The organism is Bradyrhizobium sp. BR 10289, from assembly GCF_019455385.1.
GTDB lineage: Bacteria > Pseudomonadota > Alphaproteobacteria > Rhizobiales > Xanthobacteraceae > Bradyrhizobium.
In genome coordinates, this window is record NZ_JACOFR010000004.1 from 304,165 (window position 1) to 327,334 (window position 23,170).

Consider the following 23,170-nt stretch of genomic DNA (forward strand, 5'->3'; position numbering starts at 1 on the left):
CCTCCACCAATCATGGCAACCACAGCACATCCAACCGAATGAGGATGAGAATGGTCCGCCATCTTCCCACGCTCTCGATCGCGATGTCCCTGACATCGCTTCTCATCGCGCAGCCGGCCTCGGCGGAAACCGTCACGCTCGGCATCGGAACGCAGGACACCACGACCAACACGGTGACCGCCGGCGTCGTCATCCGCCAGCTCAAGCTCCTCGAAAAATACCTGCCGAAGGACGGCAAATACGCCAATATCAAGTTCGAGATGGAGTGGCAGAACTTTACGTCCGGCCCGCCCGTCACCAATGCGATGATGGCGAACAAGCTGCAGATCGGCATGATGGGCGACTATCCGCTGATCGTGAACGGCTTCACCTTCGACAGCAATCCGGAGAGCAAGAGCCGGCTGATCGGCATCGCCGCCTACAGCCTGTCCGGCTCGGGCAACGGCCTCGTCGTCCACAAGGACTCGCCCTATTACGACCTCGCCGATCTCAAGGGCAAGCTGGTCAGCGTCCCCTTCGGCTCCGCCGCGCACGGCATGGTGCTGAAGGCAATGCAGGACCGCGGCTATGCGGCCGATTTCTTCCAGCTCGTCAGCCAGAGCCCGGAGGTCGGCTCGACCAACCTGCAGGAAAAGAAGATCGACGCACATGCCGACTTCGTCCCCTTCGCCGAGCTGCTGCCGTTCCGCGGCTTTGCGCGAAAGATCTTCGATGGCGTCGAGACCAACCTGCCGACCTTCCACGGCATCGTCGTCCGCACCGACTTCGCAGAGAAATATCCTGAAGTCATCGTTGCCTATTTCAAGGCGCTGATCGCCGCCAACCAGTGGCTGCGCGACGATCCCAAGCTTGCCGCCGAGAAGATCCAGGAATGGACCGGCATCAACAAGGAAGTGGTCTACATCTTCCTCGGCCCCGGCGGCAACATGACCACCGATCCCACGATCAAGCCCGCGCTGATCGATGCGGCCGCGACCGACGTCAAGGTGTTGCAAAATCTCGGCCGCATGAAGGAGTTCGATCCCAAGAAGTGGGTCGACGACAGTTATCTCCGCAAGGCCTATGCCGAGATGAAGCTCGATTATGACGCGCAGCTCGCGAGCACTAGGAATTACGAGATCACAGGCGAAGATTCCTTCTGCAAGAAGCCGATCGCCGATCCCCGCAAGGCCGGCGAGGTCTGGGTCGACAATGCCGGCATCATGCCGTTCTCGTCGGCCGCCTGCACCCTCGGCGCCTATGCCGATTTCAAGGCCAAGGGCAAGAAGATCAACGTCGCCTACGTCTTCGACACCACGCGCGGCATCAAGCTGTTCGCCGACCAGGCCTTCTTCGCGGTCGGCAATGGTGAGGTCGCCCCTTTCCTGCTCAAGAAGGACGCCGAAGCCTATGCCGCCAAGATCAGCGGCAAGGTGTTCGGCTTCGACGACGCGGTGAAGGCGGCGGTCGGAGGCAAGACGTGAGCAGCCCCGCCCTCGTCAGACATCCCGAGGACAGCATGCCGGCCATCGCAGAGGCGGCCCCCGTGCCCGCCGTCACCCCGCCTGCAACACCGCCCTCCTTCGGCACGCTCGCGCTGCGCTGGTACAAGCTCAATCGCGGGCCCTTGCGCGCCACCGCGATCGGCATCGTCTCGCTGCTCGCCTTCCTGCTGGTCTGGCACCTGCTCACGACCTATCGCGTCGTGTTCTTCGTGCGCTTCACCAACGTGCCCTCGCCACTCGCCGTCTATGCCAGCTTCACCAAGGCAATCCACGATCCCAAATTTTTCATGCACGTCCTCTTGAGCTGCCGGCGCATCTTCATCGGCTTCTCGCTGGCCGCCATCGTCGGCGTGCCGCTCGGGCTGATCATGGGCCGCTTCAAGCTGGTGCACGAGATCATCTTCCCCGTGGCCGAAGTGCTGCGGCCGATCCCCGCGATCGCCTGGGTGCCGATGGCGATCATGCTGTGGCCCACCAACGAACAGAGCATCGTCTTCATCACCTTCCTCGGCTCGTTCTTCCCGATCCTGGTCAACACGCTGCACGGCATGTCGCTGGTCGATCCCGTGCTGGTGCGCGCCGCGCAGTGTCTCGGCGCACGCGAGCGCTCGATCTTCCGGGAGGTCTATTTCCCGGCCTCGCTGCCGCACATCTTCACCGGCCTTACGGTGGGCATGGGCGTCGCCTGGGTCTCGCTGATCGCCGCAGAGATGATCTCGGGCCAGTACGGCATCGGCTACTTCACCTGGGAAGCCTATTCGCTGGTCCAGTATGCCGACATCGCGCTCGGCATGATTGCGATCGGCGTCCTTGGTCTCGGATCGAGCCTGCTGATCCGCGGCGCGGGTGGGTTGGTAATGCCGTGGAGGTCGATGAGATGAGCGCGATTCTGGCGAGCGAGCCCAAGGGCCATATCGAGGTCAGGAACTTCTCGCTCAGCTATGACAGCATCGAAGGGCCGGTCCAAGCTGTCACCGACACGCAGATCCATGTAAAGCCCGGCGAGTTCGTCTCGATCGTCGGTCCCTCGGGCTGCGGAAAGTCGACACTGCTGAACGCCGTCGCCGGCTTCCTCAAGCCCACCACGGGCGTGGTCACGGTCGATGGCGAGCGCGTCAACGGCCCCAGTGCCGAGCGCGGCATGGTGTTCCAGCAATATTCGCTGTTTCCCTGGAAGACCGTGCGCGAGAATGTCGAGTTCGGTCTGAAGATGCGCGGCATGCCGCGCTCGCAGCGCGAAAGCGCCGCGCGCACGCTGCTCGGGCTTGCCGGGCTCGAGGCGTTCGAGAAGCATTATCCCGAAAAGCTCTCCGGCGGCATGAAGCAGCGCGTCGGCATCGTCCGCGCGCTCGCGACGGGGCCAAAAGTGCTGCTGCTCGACGAGCCGTTCGGTGCGCTCGACGCCCAGACCCGCGTCATCATGCAGCAGATCCTCACCAACATGTGGCAGCGGCTGAAAATTTCGGTGCTGTTCGTCACCCACGACATTGATGAAGCGATCTTCCTGTCCGACCGCGTCTACTGCATGACCGCCCGTCCCGGCTCGATCAAGGCGGAGATCCCGATCCCGCTGGAGCGGCCGCGGCAGCAATCGATGATGATGTCGTCGGAGTTCCTGGCGCTGCGCCGCGGGCTGATGTCGCTGATCCGCGAGGAGAGCCTGAAGGCGATGGGCGGCGAGATCAACGACATGGGCATGCAGGGGCTCAACATCGAGCTGCACGGGCATTCGCTGGCGGACGTGATCTGATCTAGTTCAAGCTGCCTGCCGCGGAGACGGTCTCATAGGGCGGGTAGAGGCGCCCTTGCGCCGTGCCCACCACCTGTCTCTATATCGCGAGAATGCGTGGGCACGCTTCGCTTTGCCCACCCTACGGGAGCTTCGCGTCCCTTACTTGAACCAGTGCACCAGCGCGATGCTGATGCCGAGCAGCAGCAACAGCGACAGTGTCACCGCCGCCGTCACGCGGCCGCCGACGTTCGCCAGCACCTTCACGTCGACGCCCAACCCGAGCGCGGCCATCGACACCACCGTCAGAAAGCTGGTGATCTTCGTCACGGGTCCAACCACCGTGCCGGGCACGACCTCCAGCGAGCGCAGCGTCGCCAGCGCGAGGAAGCCGAGGATGAACCAGGGGACCAGGCGGAAGAAGCCTACATTGGTTTTCTTGGCGCCAGTCTGCCAGCGCGAGGCGATCAGCGAGAGGCCGACGACGACGGGCCCGAGCATCAGGACGCGCATCAGTTTCACCAGCGTGCCGATCTGCGTCGAGATCAGGCCCGCCGGCACCGTCGCCGCGAGCACCTGCGGCACCGCATAGACGGTGAGGCCGGCGAGGATGCCGTATTGCGTGGCGGACAGTTGCAGCAGCGGGATCAGCAGCGGCAGGCCGAGCACCATCATCACGCCCAAAATCGCGGTGAAGGAGATCGAGGATGCGATCTCGTCGCTGCTTGCGCCGATGATCGGCGCCACCGCCGCGATCGCGGAATTGCCGCAGATGGAATTGCCGCAGGCGATCAGGATCGAGAGGCGCGTCGAGAGCCCGAGCAGGCGGCTGAGGCCGAAGCTGGCGGTGAGCGCGACCACGACGATTGCGGCGATCGAGGCCAGCAGTGCAATGCCCGAGGCGGCGATGGCGGCAAAGCTGATCGAGGCCCCCAGCAGCATCACCGCGACTTCGAGCAGCTGCTTGGCGCTGAAGGCGATGCCGGCCTGCCAGCGCGGCGCGGGTTTCCAGAAGCTGCGCAGCGCCATCCCGAGCAGGATGGCCATGACCAGCGCCTCGACATAGGGGTGCTCGAAAACGCCGAGCTCCAGGTGCTCGAGCAGGGCCGAGACGCCGGCGACGGCGATGCAGAGGACAATGCCGGGAATCAGCGCGAAGACGCGGCTAACGGCCGTGGTCGGCTTGGCGCCGGCCGGGCTGGATGCTTGATTCTGCGACACAAATCTCTCCCAGAGGAGAAAGATTTATACGCAGCGATGTCCGATTGGGGAACAAGTTTTCGGCATATCAGGGCCGAGAGAAATTCTCTCCTCAGCCCGGAATAAGCTGGATCAGAAGATCAGGCTCTTGGCCAGCGAGGCGACGCGGCTGAAGCCGTCGTAGGTGCCCGGCTCGAAGAACGCGGCACGGGCGAGCACGATTCCTGCCACCAGCGACCAGAACACCGTGGTGCCGGCCCGCAGCAGGAGCTTCGAGGCACGCGACTTCGGCTGGCTGTACTTTGCGGACACCAGCTGCTCGCCGAAGGGTTCGAATCCAGTGCGTTCCATGGCCGTCAATCCATCAAATCGTGATGGGAATGTCGTCGTTTCGGCCCAAAACGGCAATGGAAGCGATTGGCGTTTTTGCTCCCCCGCAGGGAAACTCCTTCCGCAGGACGCCCCCGGGGCAATAGTTTTCTTCTTTCGGCCTATTCGGCCACCGGTGGACCGACCTTGAGGGGCAGATAATGGCGTCGTTGGGCCTCAGCGCGCCGATTCCCGCGGCATAGCCGATGTGGCCCTTGTCGAAGAAAGCTACGCCGCCAGGCCGTTCCCCACGGGCGCAAACTCCAGCCCGAGGCTCTCCGCCACCGCCTTGTTGGTGACGCGGCCGCGATGGACGTTGAGGCCGTTGCGCAAATGCGGATTCTCCAGCACGGCCGCAAAGCCCCTGCTCGCGAGCATCAGGCCGAACGGAAGCGTTGCGTTGTTCAGCGCCTGGCTCGACGTCACCGGCACCGCCCCGGGCATGTTGGCGACGCAATAATGGACGATGCCGTCGACCTCGTAAGTGGGCTCTGCATGCGTGGTCGGATGCGAGGTCTCGAAGCAGCCGCCCTGGTCGATGGCGACGTCGACCAGCACGGCGCCCGGCCGCATCGATTTGAGCATGGTGCGCGTCACGAGCTTTGGCGCGCTGGCGCCCGGCACCAGCACCGCGCCGATCACGACGTCGGCGGAAAAGACTTCCTCTTCGACGGACTCGATGGTCGAGAAGCGGGTGCGGACGCGTCCAGCAAAGAGATCGTCGAGCTCGCGCAAGCGCGGGATCGAGCGGTCGATCACGGTGACTTCGGCGCCAAGCCCCGCAGCCATGCGCGCGGCCTGCGTTCCCACCACGCCGCCGCCGAGCACGACGACCCGCGCCGGCTGCACGCCGGGGACGCCGCCGAGCAACAACCCGCGACCGCCGGCCGATCGCTTGAGCGCGGCGCCGGCTGCCTCGATGGCGAGGCGGCCGGCGACTTCGCTCATCGGCGCGAGCAGGGGGAGGTGGCCAGCCGCGTCGGTGACGGTTTCATAGGCGATCGCCGTACAGCCGGACGCGAGCAGGCCCTTGGCTTGTTCGGGGTCCGGCGCAAGATGCAGGTAAGTAAACAGGATCTGGCTTTCGCGAAGCTGGGCCCACTCGCCCTTTTGCGGCTCCTTCACCTTCACGATGATATCGGACTTCGTAAAGATGTCGCGCGCGCTCTCTACGATGGAGGCCCCTGCCCGCCGGTACACCTCATCGGACGCGCCGATGCCGCTGCCGGCGCCGGTCTCGACCGTCACCTGGTGCCCGGCCGCGACATATTCGCGGACCGCGCCCGGGGTGAGCCCGACGCGATATTCCTGCACCTTGATCTCCTTGGGCACACCGACACGCATTGTCCGCTCCTTCGCATTGATTCCGCTGCCGATCGTAGCGAGGCCGCCGGTTTGGTTTCGTGCAAATATCCGCTAGTTTCCCCATGCGGACGCCGGTTTCCGGCGTGCAAATGCCATTTCACGCTGGAAACAAAACATTGGCCCTCGACCGGAAAGATCTCGCCATCCTCGCGGAACTCACCACCAATGCGCGCGCCAGCCACACCGAGCTTGCCAACAAGGTGGGGCTATCCAGCACCGCGCTGGCCCGGCGGCAGAAGACGCTGGAGGACGACGGCTACATCCAGGCTTATCAGGCCGCGCTCGACCTCAAGCAATTCGGCCTCACCACGACAGTGCTGGTGCGCATTGCCCTGGAGAGCCAGAGCGAGGAGGCGCTGAAAGCGTTCGAGGCGGAGGTGGTGAAATGCCCTTCCGTCGTGCGCTGCTTCCTGATGTCGGGGACCGACGACTACATCCTGATCGTGCTCGCCCGCGACATCCAGGATTTCGAGCGCATCCACCGCACCGAGCTGTCGCGCCTGCCGCGCGTCGCGCGGGTGCAATCGAGTTTTGCCTTGCGCGAGGTCGTCAACCGCGCGGTGCCGACCGTGGTGTTCGGCGAGACCAAGCGCTGATTGCGTTCTGGCCAGAATAATCGACTTTGGAACCAAGCCGACAGCCGCCCGTTGGGCGCAGTTGGTCAGCAGAGGTGCCGCGCCCCCGCGTCAGCACGCTCGTTTGTCAGCTCGGTCTCCGTCGCAGGGAACAGAAACATGGTCGATGTCGCACATCAGATCGCGGAACGCGTTCCGATTAATCTCGTCGTGAATGGCGTCAGGCACACGCTCGACATCGTGCCCTGGACCACAGTTCTGGACGCCTTGCGGGACCGTCTCGGGCTGACCGGCACCAAGAAAGGCTGCGATCATGGCCAGTGCGGCGCTTGCACCGTGCTTGTCGACGGCCGGCGGGTCAATTCCTGCCTGACGCTTGCGGTCATGAAGGATGGCGCGGAAATCACCACCATTGAAGGCCTGGCCAGAGATGGCGCCCTACACCCGCTCCAACAGGCCTTCATCGACCACGACGCTTTCCAGTGCGGTTATTGTACCCCGGGACAGATTTGCTCGGCAGCGGGCCTTCTGGCCGAAGGGCGAGCCAAGGATGCCGACGAGATCCGGGAGCTGATGAGCGGAAATCTCTGCCGCTGCGGCGCCTATCCGAACATCGTCGCCGCCATCCGGCAGGCCATGGGCCAGTCATGAACAACTTTCAGTATTCGCGCGCCACCGACCTCGACCATGCCATCGGCCTGCTTGCCATCGATCCCGATGCCAAGCTGATTGCGGGCGGCACCAATCTGATTGACTTGATGAAAGAGAATGTCGAACGGCCCTCGCGGCTGATCGACATTTCCCGCCTGCCGCTTGACAAGATTGAAGAGACCGCCGACGGCGGTCTGCGCATCGGCGCCTTGGTGCCGAATTCGGACCTTGCCTACCATCCGCATGTCGAGCAGCGCTATCCCCTGCTCGCTAGCGCCATTTTGGCCGGCGCCTCCGCACAATTGCGCAACATGGCCTCGGTCGGCGGCAATCTGATGCAAAGGACACGTTGCGCCTATTTCTACGACACGACGACGCCTTGCAACAAGCGAACTCCCGGCAGCGGCTGCTCGGCGATCGATGGCCTCAACCGCAACCACGCGATCCTCGGCACGAGCCCGTCTTGCATCGCGACCAATCCGTCCGACATGAGCGTGGCGCTGGCCGCTCTCGGTGCGCTCGTGAACATTGCAGGGCCCACAGGCGAGCGCCGCGTCGCGCTGACGGATTTCCACCGATTGCCGGGCGAGACGCCTCATATCGATACCAATCTCGGCGCCGGCGAGATCATCACCACGATCGAGCTGCCGCCGCGCGGCTTTTCCCGCAACTACAGTTATCTGAAAGTGCGCGACCGACTGTCATATGCTTTCGCTCTGGTCTCCGTTGCGGCTGCGCTCGAGCTCGAGGGCAACGCCATCGGCGAGGCTCGGGTCGCGCTCGGCGGCGTGGCTCACAAGCCTTGGCGCAGCCTTGAAGCCGAAGCGGCGTTGCGCGGCCAAGCGGCAACGGCGGATCATTTTTCACACGCTGCGGATCTGCTGTTGCAGGGCGCGAAAGCCCATGGACACAACGGCTTCAAGATCGAGCTCGCGCGGCGCGCCATCGTGCGGACGCTGATCCAGGCCGCGAGCACAACGCCGCAATCGCAGGCTCACAAGAAGATCGCGTGAGGGCCCCATGAACGCCTATGTCGGAACGCCAACGTCCCGCGTCGACGGCCGAGCCAAGGTCACCGGGACCGCCAAATATGCCGGCGAATTCCCGGCCGACAGGCTCGTCCATGGCTTTGTCGTCGAAGCCACCATTCCCTGCGGGCGCATTGCCCGCCTCGATCCCACCGAGGCCCTCAAGGTGAAGGGCGTGCTCGACGTGCTCACGCACGCGAACCGCCCGCCGCTCGCCGACAAGGATGAGGCCTGGAAGGACGAGGTCGCGCCCGAGGACGGCTCGCCCTTCCGTCCGCTTTACGACGACCGCGTCAAGTTCAATGGCCAGCCGATCGCGTTGGTCGTTGCGGAGGACTGGGAAACCGCAAAATTCGCGGCAACGCTTGTGGATGTCGAATACGAGCAGCAGGCGTTTGCCACGGATCTCGAAGCCGAACGCGGCAGCGCGACTGAGCTGGACAAACCACACGAGCCACGCGGCGACGCCGCGAGAGCTCTTGACGGAGCCGCAGTGCGCCACGAAGCGGACTACGTTATTCCGACAGAGCATCACAATCCCATGGAGCTCTTCGCGACGACGGCGGTCTGGGACCACGACGGCCGGCTCACCGTCTACGACAAGACGCAAGGCGTTCAGAACGTCCACAAGTTCCTGTGCGCTGTGTTCGATAAAAAGGCTGAGGACATCCGCGTGGTTTCGCCCTATGTCGGCGGCGCCTTCGGCTCCGGGCTGCGGCCGCAATACCAGGTCGTGCTGGCGACGCTTGCTGCGCTGGCGCTGAAGCGTTCCGTTCGCGTCGTGCTGACGCGGCAGCAGACATATGGGCTCGGCTATCGGCCGATGACTATCGAGCGTGTCGCGCTCGGGGCACAGACAGACGGTATGCTCGATGCCGTCACCCACGAGGCCATTGCGATCACGTCGCGTTACGAGGATTTTGCGCGCAACGACACCGGTTGGGCCGAACAACTCTACAAGAGCGCCAACAGCCGCTACTCGCACAAGCTCGTGCACCTCGACGTCTCCACCCCCTGCGACATGCGGGCCCCCGGAGCAGCTTCCGGCGTCTGCGCCCTCGAATCCGCCATGGACGAGCTGGCCATCGCACTCAAGCTGGACCCGGTCGAGCTGCGGTTGAAGTGCTACTCGGACCGGGACCAAAGCGAGGACTTGCCCTACACCAGCAAGCAGCTCCGCGAATGCTATGCAAGCGGTGCGGACGCCTTCGGCTGGAGCAAGCGCAATCCCGCGCCGCGCTCGATGCACGACGGCAAGGAACTGGTCGGCTGGGGCATGGCCACGGGCGTCTGGGAGGCGCTCCAGATGCCGGTCGCGGCCCGCATCGTACTGACCTCCAACGGTCATGCGGAGGTGTCTTGTGCCGCATCCGACATCGGCACCGGCACCTATACTATCGTGGCACAGGTGGCTGCCGACGCGCTCGGTCTGCCGATCGAGAACATCAGCGTCAGGCTTGCCGACTCGACCCTGCCGCAAGCACCGGTGGAAGGAGGCTCCTGGATGGCGGCCTCGAGCGCGCACGCGGTGCTGGGCGCAGCAGAGGACATTCGCAGCGAACTCGCGGACCTCGCAAAATCGATGCCCAACTCGCCGTTCACCGGCGTCGATGCCGCGGATCTGGCCCTGATCGATGGCGCCATCGTCGACGACCGCGAGCGCGCCCGCTCTGTCCCGATCGCGGATGTGATGCGCCACGCAGGCGTAGGGCGAATCGAGAAGGAGAAGCTCAACAAGTTCGACGAGGACAAGTCGCACGCCCGCAACACGCATTCGGCCGTCTTCGCCGAAGTCAAGGTCGACGAGGAGCTCGGCGTCATCCGCGTCACGCGCGTGGTCAGCGCTATTGCGGCAGGAAAGATCCTCAACACCAAAACGGGCCGCAGCCAGATCATGGGCGGCGTGGTGTGGGGGATCGGAATGGCCCTGCACGAGGAGACGGTGATGGATCACCGCTTCGGCCGGATCATGAATCCCAACATCGCAGAGTACCATATACCCGTGAATGCCGACATTCATGACATCGACGTCATCTTCGTCGATGAACCGGACGATCGCATCAACCGGCTTGGGGTCAAGGGCATCGGCGAAATCGGCGTCGTGGGCGTGCCAGCGGCCATCGCGAACGCTATCTATCATGCCACGGGCAAGCGGATCCGCCGGTTTCCGATCACGCTGGACAAGCTTCTCGACTGAGCACGCGATCTGAGCGCATGCAGGGGCGTTCATCGTCATAGAACTGTCATCGAATGTGCCGAGAGCTGTAGCTCCTGCATATTCGGGACAGCCAATGGACTATTTCAAGCGCTTCAACTTCCTGTTCGCCGCCCCTGTGTTCGATGCCGACGACCTCGAGGGCGTTCGCTTCAACCAGATCATCGAGGAGATCCAGCGCTCCGGCTTCGAGGTGGTCCGGGCCCGCAAGCTGGAAGATGCCGAGATGGCGGTGCAGACCGACGCTGCGATCGGCTGCATGGTGGTGGACTGGGGCAAGAAGGGCCTGGAGGGCAAGACCTCCGCGCTGATCAACCTGATGCGGCGCCGGGGCCTCGACTTCCCGATCATCCTGCTGATCCGGCGCAAGCGCTTCGAGGACCTCCCCGTCGAGGTGCTCGACTTCATCGACGGCTATGTCTTCCTCTCCGAAGAGACCCCGCCCTTCATCGCCAAGAATTTGATCAGCCGGCTCAAGCAATATGCCGAGACGCTGAAGACGCCGTTCTTCGGCGCCCTCGTCGATTACGCCGAGGAAGGCAACCAGCTCTGGACCTGTCCGGGCCACAATGGCGGCGTGTTCTACAATCGCAGCCCGATCGGCCGGGTGTTCGTCGAGCATCTCGGCGAATCCGTGTTCCGTGACGACCTCGACAATTCCGTGCTCGACCTCGGCGACCTCCTCACCCACGAAGGCCCGGCGCTGAAGGCGCAGAAGGAAGCCGCGCAGATTTTCGGCGCTGAAAAAACCTATTTCGTCCTCAACGGCACCTCGACCTCGAACAAGGTCGCGCTCGGCGCGCTCGTCACCGACGGCGACCTCGTGCTGTTCGACCGCAACAACCACAAGGCCGCCCATCACGGCGCGCTGATGATCAACGGCGGCATCCCGATCTACGTGCCGACCGTCCGCAATGCCTGGGGCCTGATCGGCCCGATGCGCTGGGATGTGCTCGACGAAAAGACGCTGCGCGAGGCGATCCGTAACCATCCGCTGGTGAAAGACCGTGACGCCTGGCGCAAGGAACGCCCGTTCCGCGTCGCCGTGGTCGAGCAATGCACCTATGACGGCTCGATCCACAGCGCCGAGATGATTTTGAAGCGCATCGGCCATCTCTGCGACTACATCCTGTTCGACGAGGCCTGGGCCGGCTTCATGAAATTCCACCCGCTCTATGCCGGCCGCTTCGCCATGGGCCTCACCAGCCTTCCCCCGGAAGCACCTGGCATCATCGCGACGCAGTCGACCCACAAGCAGCTCGCGAGCTTCTCGCAGGCTTCGCAGATCCACATCAAGGACCGCCACATCCGCGGCCAGAAGCGCCGCGTCGAGCACCGCCGCTTCAACGAGAGCTTCATGCAGCACGCCTCGACCTCGCCGTTCTATCCGCTGTTCGCCTCGCTCGACGTCGGCGCGCAGATGATGAAGGGCCGCTCCGGCGAAGTGCTGTGGGACGACACGATCCGGCTCGGCATCGAGCTGCGCAAGAAGGTCCGCGCGATGCGCCGGGAGTTCGAGGAGAAGGAGCAGAACGCCGATCGTCGATGGTTCTTCGAGCCGTTCGTGCCCGATCGCGTCGCGATCCCCGACGTCAGTCGTCCCGGCGGCGCGCACAACGTTGCCTGGGAGACGCTGTCCACCGACGAGCTCGCGACCAATCCCGCCCTGTGGCAGCTCTCGCCGGATACCAATTGGCACGGCTTTCCCGATCTTGCGGAAGGCTTTGCCATGACCGATCCGAACAAGCTGACGCTGCTCACCCCCGGCTTCAATCGCGCCACCGGCGCTTATGCCGAGCACGGCATTCCCGCCCCGGTCGTCGCCCAATATCTGCGCGAGAACCGCATCGTCCCCGAGAAGAATGACCTCAATTCGCTGCTGTTCCTGCTCACTCCCGGTGTGGAGGCGAGCAAGGCCGGCACGCTGATCTCCGGCCTCGTCGCGTTCAAGCGCCTGCACGACGACAATGCGCTGCTGGCGGACGCGATCCCGGAATTCCACCAGCGGCGGCAGGCGCGCTATGCCGGGGCGCGGCTGCGCGACCTCTGCGGCGAAATGCATCGGTTCTTCCGCGACGCCGACGTCAGCGCGCTCCAGGCGCGGCAGTTCATGCCCGAGCACATGCCCGAGATCGCAATGTCGCCGCGCGATGCCGCGCGCTATTTGTTCAAGAACGACGTCGATTACCTCCCGATCGAGGCGATCGCCGGCCGCATCGCCACCACGCCGTTCGTGGTCTATCCGCCCGGCATCGCCACCATCGTGCCCGGCGAGCGGCTGACGGAACGGGCCAAGCCCATGATCGATTACCTCAAGATGTTCGAGACTTGCTTCAACATCTTTCCGGGCTTCGACGTCGAAATCCAGGGCGTCTACAAGGAGACCGATGCGAAGGGGCGCATCGGGCTCTATACCTACGTCGTTGCCGAGTAGGTGCCGATGAACGAATCTGCGATTGCACGGGCCGATGACGAGCCGGTTCTTATCCGCCCCTCACGCGAGAGCGACGTCGAGGCGATGCTGGCGATCTATCGCCATCACGTCCGCAACGGCGTGCCGCGCGATGTCGAGGGAACCGGCGCGCCGGAGCCGGATGATTTTCGCGACCGGCGCAAGAATTTGAAGCAGACCCGCCTGCCGCATCTGGTCGCAACCTGGCGCGGCGAGGTCGTCGGCTACGCCTATGCGGTTCTGTTCCGCAAGCGTCCGGCCTATCGCTATACGGCCAAGCATTCGATCTACGTCCACCACGAGCATCTCGGCCGGGGCGTCGGACGGCTCCTGCTGGGCGCCATGGTCGATGCCTGCGCTGCGGCGGGCTTCCGCCAGCTGATCGGCTATATCGATGCCGACAACGCGCCTTCGCTGGCGCTGCACGAAAAATTCGGCTTCGCGCGCGCCGGCCTTTTGTGTGGCGTCGCCTATCGCCACGGGCGATGGTCGGACACCGTCATGGTGCAACGTTCGCTCGGCGCCGGCGTGACCGCCCCGCCGCCCGTCGCCGCGCCCGGCCGTTAAGCCTCAGGACGGAAAATCGGCCGGCTTCACGTGGATGCGGTCGGCGTGCAGCGACCAGTGATGCAGCGCCTGGTCCTCGCAGAATTTTGCTTTCGCCCGCTCCGTGGCTTCGATCTCGTCGGCGGCATCCACCTCGAGCGTACCCTGGCACACCTCGCACTGCCGGCCATACTCGCCAAGCACGTCCTTCATGAACCTGACGACATAAGTAGACATGGGACCTCCCTGCTGCCCCGGCAGCACTCTAGGCCCATTTTGCCGGAAAGCGGGAGGGGGATTTTGACGCGGATCAAGGGCAACTCACGCCGAGCGCGATTGCAAAACTATACAAAATATTGTATAGACGAGCCATGAAGCCGATCGAGTTTCGAGGCACTGCACTGGACGATCTGCGCGAATTTCCCGGTACGGCGCGGCGGCAGGCTGGTTTTGAGCTCGACCTGGTTCAGCGCGGGCGTCAGCCCGACGATTGGAAGCCGGTGAGCGGCATTGGCCAGGGCGTACAGGAGATACGGATTCGCGATGAATCCGGAGCGTTCAGGGTCGTGTATGTAGCGAAGTTCGAACGTGCGATCTACGTGCTACACTGTTTTCAGAAGAAGACCCAAAAAACAAGCAAAGCGGATCTAGACATCGCGCGACTGCGTTTTCGAGACTTGCTGAGGGAACTGAACCGATGACAAAGAGACGCTTCACCAGCGTTTGGGACGCAATCGAGGATACGCCGGCTGAGGCCGCGAACATGAAGCTCCGCTCCGAGCTGATGCTGGCGCTACGCGACCACATCGCCGGAATGAAGCTCAATCAGTCGGAGGCCGCGAAGCTGTTTGGTGTCACCCAGCCCCGCGTCTCCGACCTGATGCGCGGAAAGATCGAGCTGTTCGGGATCGATACCCTGGTCAATATGGCAGTCGCCGCTGGACTCAAGGTCGAAGTTCGGGTTTCAGAAGCGGCTTAGGGCATGTGCCCCTGAACCAGAGCTAGAGGCTGCGAGGCCTCTACCCATGAGGATTTTGCCTTGCACTTTGTCTCCGATACCGACGTCACCAAAGTTCTGACCTTTCCGATCCTCATTGCCGCGCTGGAAGAGGCGCACCGCCGGCCGAAGATGGAGGTGCTCGACGCCTTCCTGGGCGGCGAAGGGGCGCAATATGTCATCCGCAGCGCGGTCGATCGCGGCCGCTACATGGCGAGCAAGATGTTCACCAGCTTTCCGGCCAACCTGGCCGAAGGCAAGATGCCGGCGGTGCAGGCCGTCTGCGTGCTGTTCGACGGCACCAATGGCAAGCCGCTGGCGGCGATGGACGGGACCGAGATCACGCATTGGCGCACCGCGGCCGATTCCGCGCTGGGCACGAAGCTGCTCGCCCCGCTCCATCCCGAGACGTTGCTGTGCGTCGGTGCCGGCGAGATGTCGGAATGGCTGATCCGGGGGCATCGCACCGTGCGGCCGTCGCTGCAACGGGTCCTGATCTGGAATCGGAGCGCGGACCGGGCGGATGACCTCGCGAAGCGACTGGCGAAGGACGGCATCAGGGCGGAGACGATCGCAGATCTCGACGCGGCGACGCGCGAGGCGGACGTGATCACCGCCTGCACCCGCGCGCATCAACCGCTGATCAAGGGCCGCAATTTGCGACCTGGCACGCATCTGGACCTGGTCGGCGGCTACACGCCACAAACCCGCGAGGCGGATGACGAGGCCGCGAAGATGTCGCGAGTGTTCGTCGACATGCGGGAATCAGCCTTCCACGGCGTAGGTGACATCCTGCAACCGATCGCGAACGGCGCGATCAGCGAGAAAGACGTGCTCGGCGACCACTATGATCTCGCCAGCGGTCGCGTGCAGGGGCGCACGTCACCCTCGGACATCACGTTCTTCAAGAACGCGGGCGGCGGCCATCTCGACCTCATGACCTGCGAGGCCGTGTTCAGGCAGCTCGGCACAAGGCTGGGTTAGCCGCCCTTCTCCAGTGCGGCCATCACGTCTTGATGTCGAGGAGTGTGTCTTGCGTTTCGGCGTAGGCTTGAATGACCTTCGCATTGGCAATGAAGCTGTACTTTGCGGTCGCCAGCTCAGCGAATTCGCTGACGAGATCGACATTCGGCGCAGCGACCAGGCCATCCTGGTTTGCGAAGGGAGCGCTCGGGTCGGACTGCGCGGTGTAGCTCGGCGACACCGCCGAGACGGTCGCAAACGTACCTCCAGGCGTCGAGGCGCTCGATTGGGAGACCTGATCGACGCGCAGTGGCACGTAAGCGGCGGGAAATGTCGGAGCGATGCCCGAATTGGTCGATCCGGCTGATGCCGGCAGCGGGCCGGTCGTCTGGGCGTTGGCGATGTTGCTCGCGGCCACGCTCACGCGCAGGCTGGCCGCGGACAATCCGGATGTCGCAATCGAAAGTATGCTCATGTCCCCTGATTTACAGGACAAGTCATACCCGTTCCCTCGCGCCATCACTAAAATACGCCGGATTCCGTTTGCAGCCTCGTAACCAACGACCGGCGTGCGACCGAACTCGGCGCGCCCTACCCCGGGGTCACACCAAAGGCCTGCTTGAAGCGCTCGGCATAGCGCGGCCAGACTTCGGGATTGATGATGCGCGGCGGGCGCTTGCCGTCGAGCGCATCCAGCACCTGCTCGGCGGCGAGACGGCCCATGTTCCGGCGGGCCTCGATGGTGACGCCGGCGGTGTGCGGGCTCGCCAGCACGTTGTCGAACTTCAGCAGCGGATGCTCGGGCGGCGGCGGCTCCTTGGACCAGACGTCGAGGCCGGCACCGGCAATGCGCTTGTCGCGCAGCGCCTGGAGCAGCGCGTCCTCGTCGTGGATGAAGCCGCGCGCGGTGGTGATGAAATAGGCGTGCGGCTGCATCAGCGCGAACTCGCGCGTGCTGATCATGTTGCGGCTGTTCTTGTCGAGCGGGCAGGAAATCGAGACGAAATCGGCACGGCGCAACAGCTCGTCGAGCTCGACCTTCTCGCCGCCCCGCTCGGCCATTACCTCGGCAGTGAGGTAGGGATCGTAGGCCAGCACCTTCATGCCGAACAGGCCCTTGCAGAGCGCTGCAATGCGACGGCCGACATTGCCGAGGCCGATGATGCCGACGGTCTTGTGCTCGATCTCGTTGCCGATGAGCTCGTTGCGGTTGACGTTGGAATCCCGGCGCAGCTTGCGATCGGACTGGATGATGCGCTTGGACAGCGTCAGCATCATCGCCAGCGCATGCTCGGCGACGGAATGGGCATTGCCGCCGGACTGGTTGACGACCAGCACGCCCGCCTCCGTGCAGGCGTCGACATCGACGGGGTCGAAGCCCGCGCCATTGCTGGAAACCAGCAGCAGGTTCGGTGTACGCTTCAGGAGCGCAGCGTCGACATGGAAATGCGGCGCCAGCTCGTCGCGGGCCGCACCGATCTGGTAGACGTGGGCGGCACTCAGGATCGGCGCGTAGAAATCTTCGGAGCTCTCGTTCTCGATGCGGTCGAGCCGGACGTCGGGCCGCGCCTTCAGGATGTCGATATAGATCGGATTGGCCAGATATTTGACATAGAAGACGCGCTTGCTGTTCACGGACATCAGGACCCTTCCGGCTCTCTCGCGGAGACCCGCAAGGCGCCAGCGCGATCCGCGCTCCGTCCATGCGTCCCTCCCGCTTTCTCGTTGTCGCCGCTTATGGCATGGCGATGCCGGCCACGGCAGGCCGTCTGGCGCAGATCACGGTGCCGGCCCGGACATGTTGACAATCCCGCGGCCTGCGTCAAGTTCGTCAGATCGCCGCGACGGCCAGAACCAAGAAGCATGCGCGGCGCGAGGGAGAACGCAATGGCGATTGCGGAGCAGCAGGCCCAGGCGGCACAGGGGTCCAGCGAAACAAGCTGGCACAGCATCGTCCTGCAGACCCTGAAGCGGAACGAGATCAGCCTGATCCCTTACGTGCCCGACCGCGTGCTGACGCCGCTGATCAAGAATCTGCACGCAGATCCCTTCTTCACCACCTTTGCCACCGCCCGCGAGGAGGAGGCCGTCGGCATCGTCTCCGGTGCATGGATGGGCGGAAGGCGCGGCGCGGTGCTGATGCAGACCTCGGGCTTTGCCACGCTCGCCAACGTGCTGGCCTCGCTCGCCGTGCCCTATCAGATCCCGCTGATCATGTTCGTCTCCGAGCGTGGCACGCTCGGCGAGTTCAATTACGGCCAGTCGCTGGTCTGCCGCACCATGCGCCCGGTGCTGGACTCGCTGGCGCTGGAGCACCACACCATCACACGGCTCGACGAGCTCGAATTCATCGCCGATCGCTCGGTCAAGCAGGCCGTGACCACGCAGGCGCCGGTGGCGCTGATCCTCAACCCGCTGCTGACCGGCGGCAAGACCTTCGACAAGTGAGATCAGCCATGACCACGCGCAATACCAAGGTGATGAACCGCTTCGACGTGACCACGCGCCTGATCGCAAAGCTCAAGCACGAGGAAGCCGTAGTCGGCGGCATCGGCAACACCAATTTCGACCTCTGGGCCGCCGGCCATCGCCCGCAGAACTTCTACATGCTGGGCAGCATGGGTCTCGCCTTCCCGATCGCGCTCGGCGTGGCGCTGGCGCAACCGGACCGGCGCGTCTTTGCGCTCGAAGGCGATGGCTCACTGCTGATGCAGCTCGGCGCGCTCTCGACCATTGCGAGCTTGAAGCCGAAGAACCTGATCATGATCGTGATGGACAACGGCATCTACCAGATCACCGGTTCGCAGCCGACCCCGGCAGCACACGTCGCCGACATCGTCGGCATCGCCGCCGCTTCGGGGCTCGCCAGGAGTTCCTGGGCCGCGGACGAAGAGGATTTCGAGCGGCTGGTCGACGAGGCGATGGCCGCCGCCGAGCCCAGCCTGATCGCAGTTCGGATCGACGACAAGCCGGGCGTCGGCACCACCCGCAGGGATCCCGTACAGATCCGGGAACGCTTCATGCACGGTCTTGGCGTGCGCGAGCCGCTTTAACGTTTCGTCATTAACTACACGGCGATCTGATCCTCCCGCCGCAACGGGCTGTCGCGATTCTGTGCTATCGGGACCGGATGTCGATTTTTGTTCGTTGTTTTGCCTGGCTGCTCGCCGCCGCCGTCACCTTCGCGACCCTGGGGCCGCCGGGCCTGCGGCCCCATTCCGACCTCGGACAGGACGGCGAGCACGCGGTTGCCTTCGTCCTGGTTGGCCTCGCCTTCGGCCTCGCTTACCGGCAGCGGCGCCTCGCGGTGACGGCCATCGCGGTGGTCCTGATCGGCGTGCTCGAGCTGATGCAGTTCTGGGCGCCGGGCCGGCATGCGCGGCTGGAGGATTTTCTGGTCGATGCCGCCACCGCCTGCGCCGGCTTTGCGCTCGCGGCCATCGCCGACTGGGCCGTGACGCGGCTTCGCGCCAGCTTCGCCGTTACAAGCGAAGGCCCCGCGGAGTAACGCTCCGCAGGGCCGGTCTCTCTCAAGTCGAGGCTTGCGCCGATCAGTCGATGATCTTGACGACGCGGCGGGTGCGCGGCTCGACGATCACGCGGCGGTCGTTGACGACCGCATAGCGATATTCGGTGTAGTTCGGCACGGGACGCAGTACCACGGTCGGCGGCAGCGGTTCGCCGACCACGACGCGCTCGTGGACCACGACGGAATCATCGCGCGGGATTCCGCCGAGCACCGCATTCGGAATTTCCAATCCAGCGCCGACCGCCGCACCGACGGTGCCGCCGACCATCGCGCCGATCGGGCCGCCAATGTCGCCGCCCGCGCGCGCGCCGTCCCGGGCGCCCTGCTCGGTCGTCGACTGGGCAAAGGCTGCGCTCGACGCCAGCAGCGAGGCGGCAGCCAACGTAATCGCAAGACGGGTCTTCATGTCTACACTCTCCAGTGTTTGTTGATGCGCCTTCAACCGCGAGACCGGAGCATTGTTCCAGTTCCGCTGCGGCGAAAATGCACCCACACCCGGAAGAGTGTTACCGCGTAACAATTCAGGTCGCTGCGATCTGGTGGCCCGCCATGAGTTCCAGCGCACGGAGCATCGCCGAATGATCCCAGGCCTTGCCGCCATGCGCGGCACAGGACGAGAACAATTGCTGCGCCACCGCCGTGCTCGGCAATGAGAGGCCGAGCGCACGCGCGCCTTCGAGCGCGAGGTTGAGATCCTTCTGGTGCAGCTCGATGCGGAACCCGGATCGAAATTGCGCTTCACCATGCGCTCGCCATGCACTTCGAGAATCCGCGAGGAGGCAAATCCGCCCATCAGGGCTTTCCGCACCAAGGCGGGATTCGCCCCGGCCTTGGACGCGAACAGCAGTGCTTCGCTCACCGCCTCGATCGTCAGCGCGACGATGATCTGGTTGGCGACCTTGGTGGTCTGGCCGTCGCCGTTGGCGCCGACATGCGTGACGTTCTTGCCCATCCTGTCGAAGACCGGCTTCATGGTGCCGAAGGCGCGCTCGGGACCGCCGACCATGATGGTGAGGCTCGCAGCTTTCGCACCGACTTCGCCGCCCGACACCGGCGCGTCGAGATAATCCGCGCCGAGCGCTTCGATCTTCCTGGCGAATTCCTTCGTCGCCAGCGGCGAGATCGAGCTCATGTCGACGACGATCTTGCCCTTGGAGATGCCGCTCGCAACGCCGTCCTTGCCGAACAGGACGGCCTCCACATGCGGCGTATCCGGCACCATGATGATGACGGCATCCGCCTCCTCCGCGACCTCCCTGGCCGATTTGCAGGAGATGCCGCCGGCAGAGATCAATTCGGGCGCGACCGGTGCGACGTCATGCAGGAGCACGCGATGGCCTGCGGCAAGGAGATGGCCGGCCATCGGCCGTCCCATAGTGCCAAGTCCGATGAAGCCGATGTCGATCATGTCTTTGATTTCCTCAAGTCTCAAACGTCTGCGCGGCGTGCCAGGACAGGCCTTCCAGCGTCGTGGTGCGCGGCTTGTATTCGCAGCCGATCCAACCGCGATAACCGATCGCGTCGAGATGGCGGAACAAGAAGGGATAGTTGATCTCGCCCGTGCCCGGCTCGTTGCGGCCGGGATTGTCGGCCAGCTGGATGTGGGCGATCTCTGGCAGATATTCCTGCATGGTGCGGGCGAGATCGCCCTCCATGATCTGCATGTGATAGATGTCGTACTGGATGAACAGATTGTTCGATCGGACCTCGGAGATCAGCTGCACCGCCTGCTCGGTGCCGTTGAGGTAGAAGCCGGGAATGTCGAGCGTGTTGATCGGCTCGACCAGCAGCTTGATGTTTTCGCGCGCCAGCGTCGAGGCGGCAAAGCGCAAATTGCCGACCAGCGTCTCTTGCAACTCGCGCGGATCGGCATCGACAGGCGCGATGCCGACGAGGCAGTTGAGCTGGTCGCAATCGAGCGCCTTGGCATAATCGATGGCACGGAACACGCCGTCGCGAAATTCAGCGGTGCGATCGGGCAGGATCGCAATGCCGCGCTCGCCGCCGGCCCAGTTGCCGGCGGGCAGATTGTGCAGCACCTGGGTCAGCCCATGGGATTCGAGCTGCTCGCGGAGCTGCGCCTTGTCGAAGTCGTAGGGGAAGAGATATTCGACCCCGGCAAAGCCCGCCGATTTCGCCGCGGCAAAGCGGTCGATGAACGGCATCTCGTTGAAGAGCATGGTGAGGTTGGCGGCGAATTTCGGCATGGTGCGCTCCCCTATTCCGCCGGCTGAAGCACGCCGGGCTTCTTGACCCCGACCTCGTCGAGAGGAAGATCCAGCACCTCCTCGAACTCGACGATGTTGTCGATCTCGGTCCCCATCGCGATGTTGGTGACGCGCTCGAGGATGAACTCGACCACCACGGGGACGCGATGCCTGGCCATCAATTCGCGCGCGGTGGCGAACGCGGCCTGCGTGTCCTTGGGATCAGTGACGCGGATCGCCTTGCAGCCGAGGCCTTCGGCGACCGCGACATGATCGACACCGTAGACGCCGATCTCGGGCGCGTTGATGTTCTCGAAGGAGAGCTGGACGTGATAGTCCATCTCAAAACCGCGCTGGGCCTGGCGGATCAGGCCGAGATAGGAATTGTTCACGACGACGTGGATGTAGGGCAGATTGAACTGCGCGCCGACCGCGAGCTCCTCGATCAGGAACTGGAAGTCGTAGTCGCCGGAGAGCGCGACGATCTCGCGATCCGGACACGCCGCGCGCACCCCGAGCGCAGCAGGCAATGTCCAGCCGAGCGGGCCCGCCTGCCCGGCATTGATCCAGTTGCGCGGCTTGTAGACGCCGAGGAACTGGGCGCCCGCGATCTGCGACAGACCGATCACCGTGACATAGGTGGTGTCGCGGCCGAATGCCTTGTTCATCTCCTCATAGACGCGCTGCGGCTTGATCGGGACGTTGTCGAAATGGCTCTTGCGCAGCATGGTCTTCTTGCGGTCGCGGCAGGAAGCTGGCCACGCCTGGCGTTCGCGGAGCCTGCCGGAACGTCGCCACTCCCTGGCAACGCCAACGAAGAGCTCGAGCGCGGCCTTGGCGTCCGAGACGATGCCGAGATCGGGGTTGAACACGCGGCCGATCTGGGTCGGCTCGATATCGACATGCACGAAGGTGCGGCCCTTCGTGTAGGTCTCGACCGAACCGGTGTGGCGGTTGGCCCAGCGGTTGCCGATGCCGAGCACGAAATCGGATTCCAGCAGCGTGGCGTTGCCGTAGCGGTGGCTGGTCTGGAGCCCGACCATGCCGGCCATCAGCACGTGATCGTCGGGAATGGCGCCCCACCCCATCAGCGTCGGGACGACAGGCACGTTGGCGATCTCGGCGAACTCGACCAGCAGGTCCGAAGCATCGGCGTTGATGATGCCGCCGCCGGCAACGATCAGCGGACGCTCGGCGGCGTTGAGCATCTCCAGGGCCTTCTCGACCTGCCTGCGCGTCGCGGTAGGCTTGTAGACCGGCAGCGGTTCATAGATCTCGTCGTCGAACTCGATCTCGGCGAGCTGCACGTCGAGCGGCAGATCGATCAGCACCGGGCCCGGCCGGCCCGAGCGCATCACATGAAAGGCCTGGCTGAATACGCGCGGCACCAGCGCCGGCTCGCGCACCGTCACCGCCCATTTGGTCACGGGTTTTGCGATCGACTCGATGTCGACGGCCTGGAAGTCCTCCTTGTAGAGCCGCGCGCGTGGCGCCTGGCCGGTGATGCAGAGGATCGGAATCGAATCGGCGATCGCCGAATAGAGCCCGGTGATCATGTCGGTGCCGGCCGGACCCGAGGTGCCGATGCAGACGCCGATATTGCCGGCCTTGGCCCGCGTATAGCCCTCGGCCATGTGCGAGGCGCCCTCGACATGGCGCGCCAGGATATGGCGGATCGAGCCGCGCTTCTTCAGCGCCGAGTAAAGCGGATTGATCGCGGCCCCGGGAACGCCGAAGGCAGTCGAGACGCCTTCCTTCTCCAGGATACGCACGGCCGCATCGACAGCTCGCATCTTCGCCATATCGGACCTCGCTTGGTTAGTCAGCGAGCGAGATCATCAGGCGTGCAGAATCCGATCT

At 64.2% G+C, this 23,170-nt stretch carries 24 protein-coding genes and 1 pseudogene; 15 read left to right on the forward strand and 10 right to left on the reverse strand.

What is annotated here, in order from left to right; translation table 11 throughout:
• The first annotated feature begins 50 nt into the window (after positions 1–50).
• The 3 genes from HYH08_RS10310 to HYH08_RS10320 are packed head-to-tail and all read left to right on the forward strand — an operon-like array spanning position 51 to position 3,234.
• Complete coding sequence (locus tag HYH08_RS10310; protein ID WP_220009661.1) at positions 51–1,463, forward strand: ABC transporter substrate-binding protein; 1,413 nt, start codon at positions 51–53, stop codon at positions 1,461–1,463.
• A complete protein-coding gene (locus tag HYH08_RS10315; protein WP_220009662.1) occupies positions 1,460–2,365 on the forward strand; it encodes an ABC transporter permease in 906 nt (301 codons plus the stop codon). The genes HYH08_RS10310 and HYH08_RS10315 overlap by 4 nt, the downstream gene beginning before the upstream one ends.
• Positions 2,362–3,234, forward strand: coding sequence for an ABC transporter ATP-binding protein (locus HYH08_RS10320; RefSeq protein ID WP_220009663.1), 873 nt, complete (start codon positions 2,362–2,364; stop codon positions 3,232–3,234). The genes HYH08_RS10315 and HYH08_RS10320 overlap by 4 nt, the downstream gene beginning before the upstream one ends.
• Positions 3,235–3,375: 141 nt before the next feature.
• Here HYH08_RS10320 and HYH08_RS10325 read toward each other — a convergent pair whose 3' ends face one another.
• The 3 genes from HYH08_RS10325 to ald form a co-directional block, all read right to left on the reverse strand.
• Complete coding sequence (locus HYH08_RS10325) at positions 3,376–4,434, reverse strand: YeiH family protein (RefSeq protein WP_220009664.1); 1,059 nt, start codon at positions 4,432–4,434, stop codon at positions 3,376–3,378.
• 111 nt (positions 4,435–4,545) lie between these two features.
• Complete coding sequence (locus HYH08_RS10330) at positions 4,546–4,764, reverse strand: hypothetical protein (protein WP_220009665.1); 219 nt, start codon at positions 4,762–4,764, stop codon at positions 4,546–4,548.
• Positions 4,765–5,010: 246 nt separating this feature from the next.
• Positions 5,011–6,126: an alanine dehydrogenase gene (gene ald / locus HYH08_RS10335; protein ID WP_220009666.1), complete on the reverse strand. Its 1,116-nt coding sequence runs from the start codon at positions 6,124–6,126 to the stop codon at positions 5,011–5,013.
• A gap of 137 nt (positions 6,127–6,263) precedes the next feature.
• On the opposite strand from ald, the gene HYH08_RS10340 reads away from it, so the two are divergent.
• The 6 genes from HYH08_RS10340 to HYH08_RS10365 all read left to right on the forward strand — a co-directional run bounded on the left by HYH08_RS10340 (position 6,264) and on the right by HYH08_RS10365 (position 13,635).
• Positions 6,264–6,743 carry an Lrp/AsnC family transcriptional regulator gene (locus tag HYH08_RS10340; RefSeq protein WP_220009667.1) on the forward strand — a complete coding sequence of 160 codons (480 nt, stop codon included), beginning with the start codon at positions 6,264–6,266 and terminating at the stop codon, positions 6,741–6,743.
• A gap of 138 nt (positions 6,744–6,881) precedes the next feature.
• The gene (locus tag HYH08_RS10345) at positions 6,882–7,373 is read left to right on the forward strand and encodes a (2Fe-2S)-binding protein (RefSeq protein ID WP_220009668.1); all 492 of its coding nucleotides are present in this window, start codon (positions 6,882–6,884) and stop codon (positions 7,371–7,373) included.
• Positions 7,370–8,386 carry an FAD binding domain-containing protein gene (locus HYH08_RS10350; protein ID WP_220009669.1) on the forward strand — a complete coding sequence of 339 codons (1,017 nt, stop codon included), beginning with the start codon at positions 7,370–7,372 and terminating at the stop codon, positions 8,384–8,386. Before HYH08_RS10345 ends, HYH08_RS10350 begins: the two co-directional genes overlap by 4 nt.
• Before the next feature lie 7 nt (positions 8,387–8,393).
• Positions 8,394–10,598, forward strand: a complete 2,205-nt coding sequence (locus tag HYH08_RS10355) for a xanthine dehydrogenase family protein molybdopterin-binding subunit (protein ID WP_220009670.1) — start codon at positions 8,394–8,396, stop codon at positions 10,596–10,598.
• Between the two features lie 94 nt (positions 10,599–10,692).
• On the forward strand, positions 10,693–13,050 hold the full coding sequence (locus tag HYH08_RS10360) for an Orn/Lys/Arg family decarboxylase (protein WP_220009671.1): 2,358 nt from the start codon (positions 10,693–10,695) through the stop codon (positions 13,048–13,050).
• Between the two features lie 6 nt (positions 13,051–13,056).
• Entirely contained in the window at positions 13,057–13,635 is a 579-nt protein-coding gene (locus HYH08_RS10365; RefSeq protein WP_220009672.1) for a GNAT family N-acetyltransferase, read from the forward strand.
• 3 nt (positions 13,636–13,638) lie between these two features.
• Here HYH08_RS10365 and HYH08_RS10370 read toward each other — a convergent pair whose 3' ends face one another.
• The gene (locus HYH08_RS10370) at positions 13,639–13,851 is read right to left on the reverse strand and encodes a hypothetical protein (RefSeq protein WP_220009673.1); all 213 of its coding nucleotides are present in this window, start codon (positions 13,849–13,851) and stop codon (positions 13,639–13,641) included.
• Between the two features lie 134 nt (positions 13,852–13,985).
• On the opposite strand from HYH08_RS10370, the gene HYH08_RS10375 reads away from it, so the two are divergent.
• Genes HYH08_RS10375 through HYH08_RS10385 form a run of 3 tightly spaced genes read left to right on the forward strand, consistent with a single transcriptional unit; the run spans position 13,986 to position 15,595 of the window.
• On the forward strand, positions 13,986–14,315 hold the full coding sequence (locus HYH08_RS10375) for a type II toxin-antitoxin system RelE/ParE family toxin (RefSeq protein WP_220009674.1): 330 nt from the start codon (positions 13,986–13,988) through the stop codon (positions 14,313–14,315).
• Positions 14,312–14,593, forward strand: a complete 282-nt coding sequence (locus tag HYH08_RS10380; protein WP_220009675.1) for a helix-turn-helix domain-containing protein — start codon at positions 14,312–14,314, stop codon at positions 14,591–14,593. Before HYH08_RS10375 ends, HYH08_RS10380 begins: the two co-directional genes overlap by 4 nt.
• 60 nt (positions 14,594–14,653) lie before the next feature.
• Positions 14,654–15,595, forward strand: a complete 942-nt coding sequence (locus tag HYH08_RS10385) for an ornithine cyclodeaminase family protein (RefSeq protein ID WP_220009676.1) — start codon at positions 14,654–14,656, stop codon at positions 15,593–15,595.
• A gap of 22 nt (positions 15,596–15,617) precedes the next feature.
• Here the strand turns inward: HYH08_RS10385 and HYH08_RS10390 are convergent, their stop codons facing one another.
• Both HYH08_RS10390 and HYH08_RS10395 read right to left on the reverse strand, forming a co-directional pair.
• Positions 15,618–16,049, reverse strand: a complete 432-nt coding sequence (locus HYH08_RS10390) for a flagellar basal body rod protein FlgC (RefSeq protein WP_220009677.1) — start codon at positions 16,047–16,049, stop codon at positions 15,618–15,620.
• Between the two features lie 116 nt (positions 16,050–16,165).
• A complete protein-coding gene (locus HYH08_RS10395; protein WP_220009678.1) occupies positions 16,166–17,215 on the reverse strand; it encodes a hydroxyacid dehydrogenase in 1,050 nt (349 codons plus the stop codon).
• 246 nt (positions 17,216–17,461) lie between these two features.
• Between HYH08_RS10395 and HYH08_RS10400 the strand changes: the two genes are divergently transcribed.
• From HYH08_RS10400 to HYH08_RS10410, 3 genes are all read left to right on the forward strand, one after another.
• Complete coding sequence (locus HYH08_RS10400) at positions 17,462–18,022, forward strand: thiamine pyrophosphate-binding protein (protein WP_220009679.1); 561 nt, start codon at positions 17,462–17,464, stop codon at positions 18,020–18,022.
• A gap of 8 nt (positions 18,023–18,030) precedes the next feature.
• Entirely contained in the window at positions 18,031–18,627 is a 597-nt protein-coding gene (locus tag HYH08_RS10405) for a thiamine pyrophosphate-dependent enzyme (protein ID WP_220009680.1), read from the forward strand.
• A 77-nt stretch (positions 18,628–18,704) separates the two neighbouring features.
• Entirely contained in the window at positions 18,705–19,082 is a 378-nt protein-coding gene (locus HYH08_RS10410; RefSeq protein WP_220009681.1) for a VanZ family protein, read from the forward strand.
• Between the two features lie 43 nt (positions 19,083–19,125).
• On the opposite strand, the gene HYH08_RS37775 is transcribed toward HYH08_RS10410, so the two are convergent.
• From HYH08_RS37775 to gcl, 4 genes and pseudogenes are all read right to left on the reverse strand, one after another.
• Positions 19,126–19,704 carry a DUF1236 domain-containing protein gene (locus HYH08_RS37775; protein ID WP_349631411.1) on the reverse strand — a complete coding sequence of 193 codons (579 nt, stop codon included), beginning with the start codon at positions 19,702–19,704 and terminating at the stop codon, positions 19,126–19,128.
• Positions 19,625–20,511 (reverse strand): annotated as a pseudogene (locus tag HYH08_RS10420) (2-hydroxy-3-oxopropionate reductase). The gene HYH08_RS37775 and the pseudogene HYH08_RS10420 overlap by 80 nt, the downstream one beginning before the upstream one ends.
• A gap of 13 nt (positions 20,512–20,524) precedes the next feature.
• A complete protein-coding gene (gene hyi, locus HYH08_RS10425; protein WP_220009683.1) occupies positions 20,525–21,310 on the reverse strand; it encodes a hydroxypyruvate isomerase in 786 nt (261 codons plus the stop codon).
• An 11-nt stretch (positions 21,311–21,321) separates the two neighbouring features.
• On the reverse strand, positions 21,322–23,112 hold the full coding sequence (gcl, locus tag HYH08_RS10430) for a glyoxylate carboligase (protein WP_220009684.1): 1,791 nt from the start codon (positions 23,110–23,112) through the stop codon (positions 21,322–21,324).
• Between the last annotated feature and the right edge of the window lie 58 nt (positions 23,113–23,170).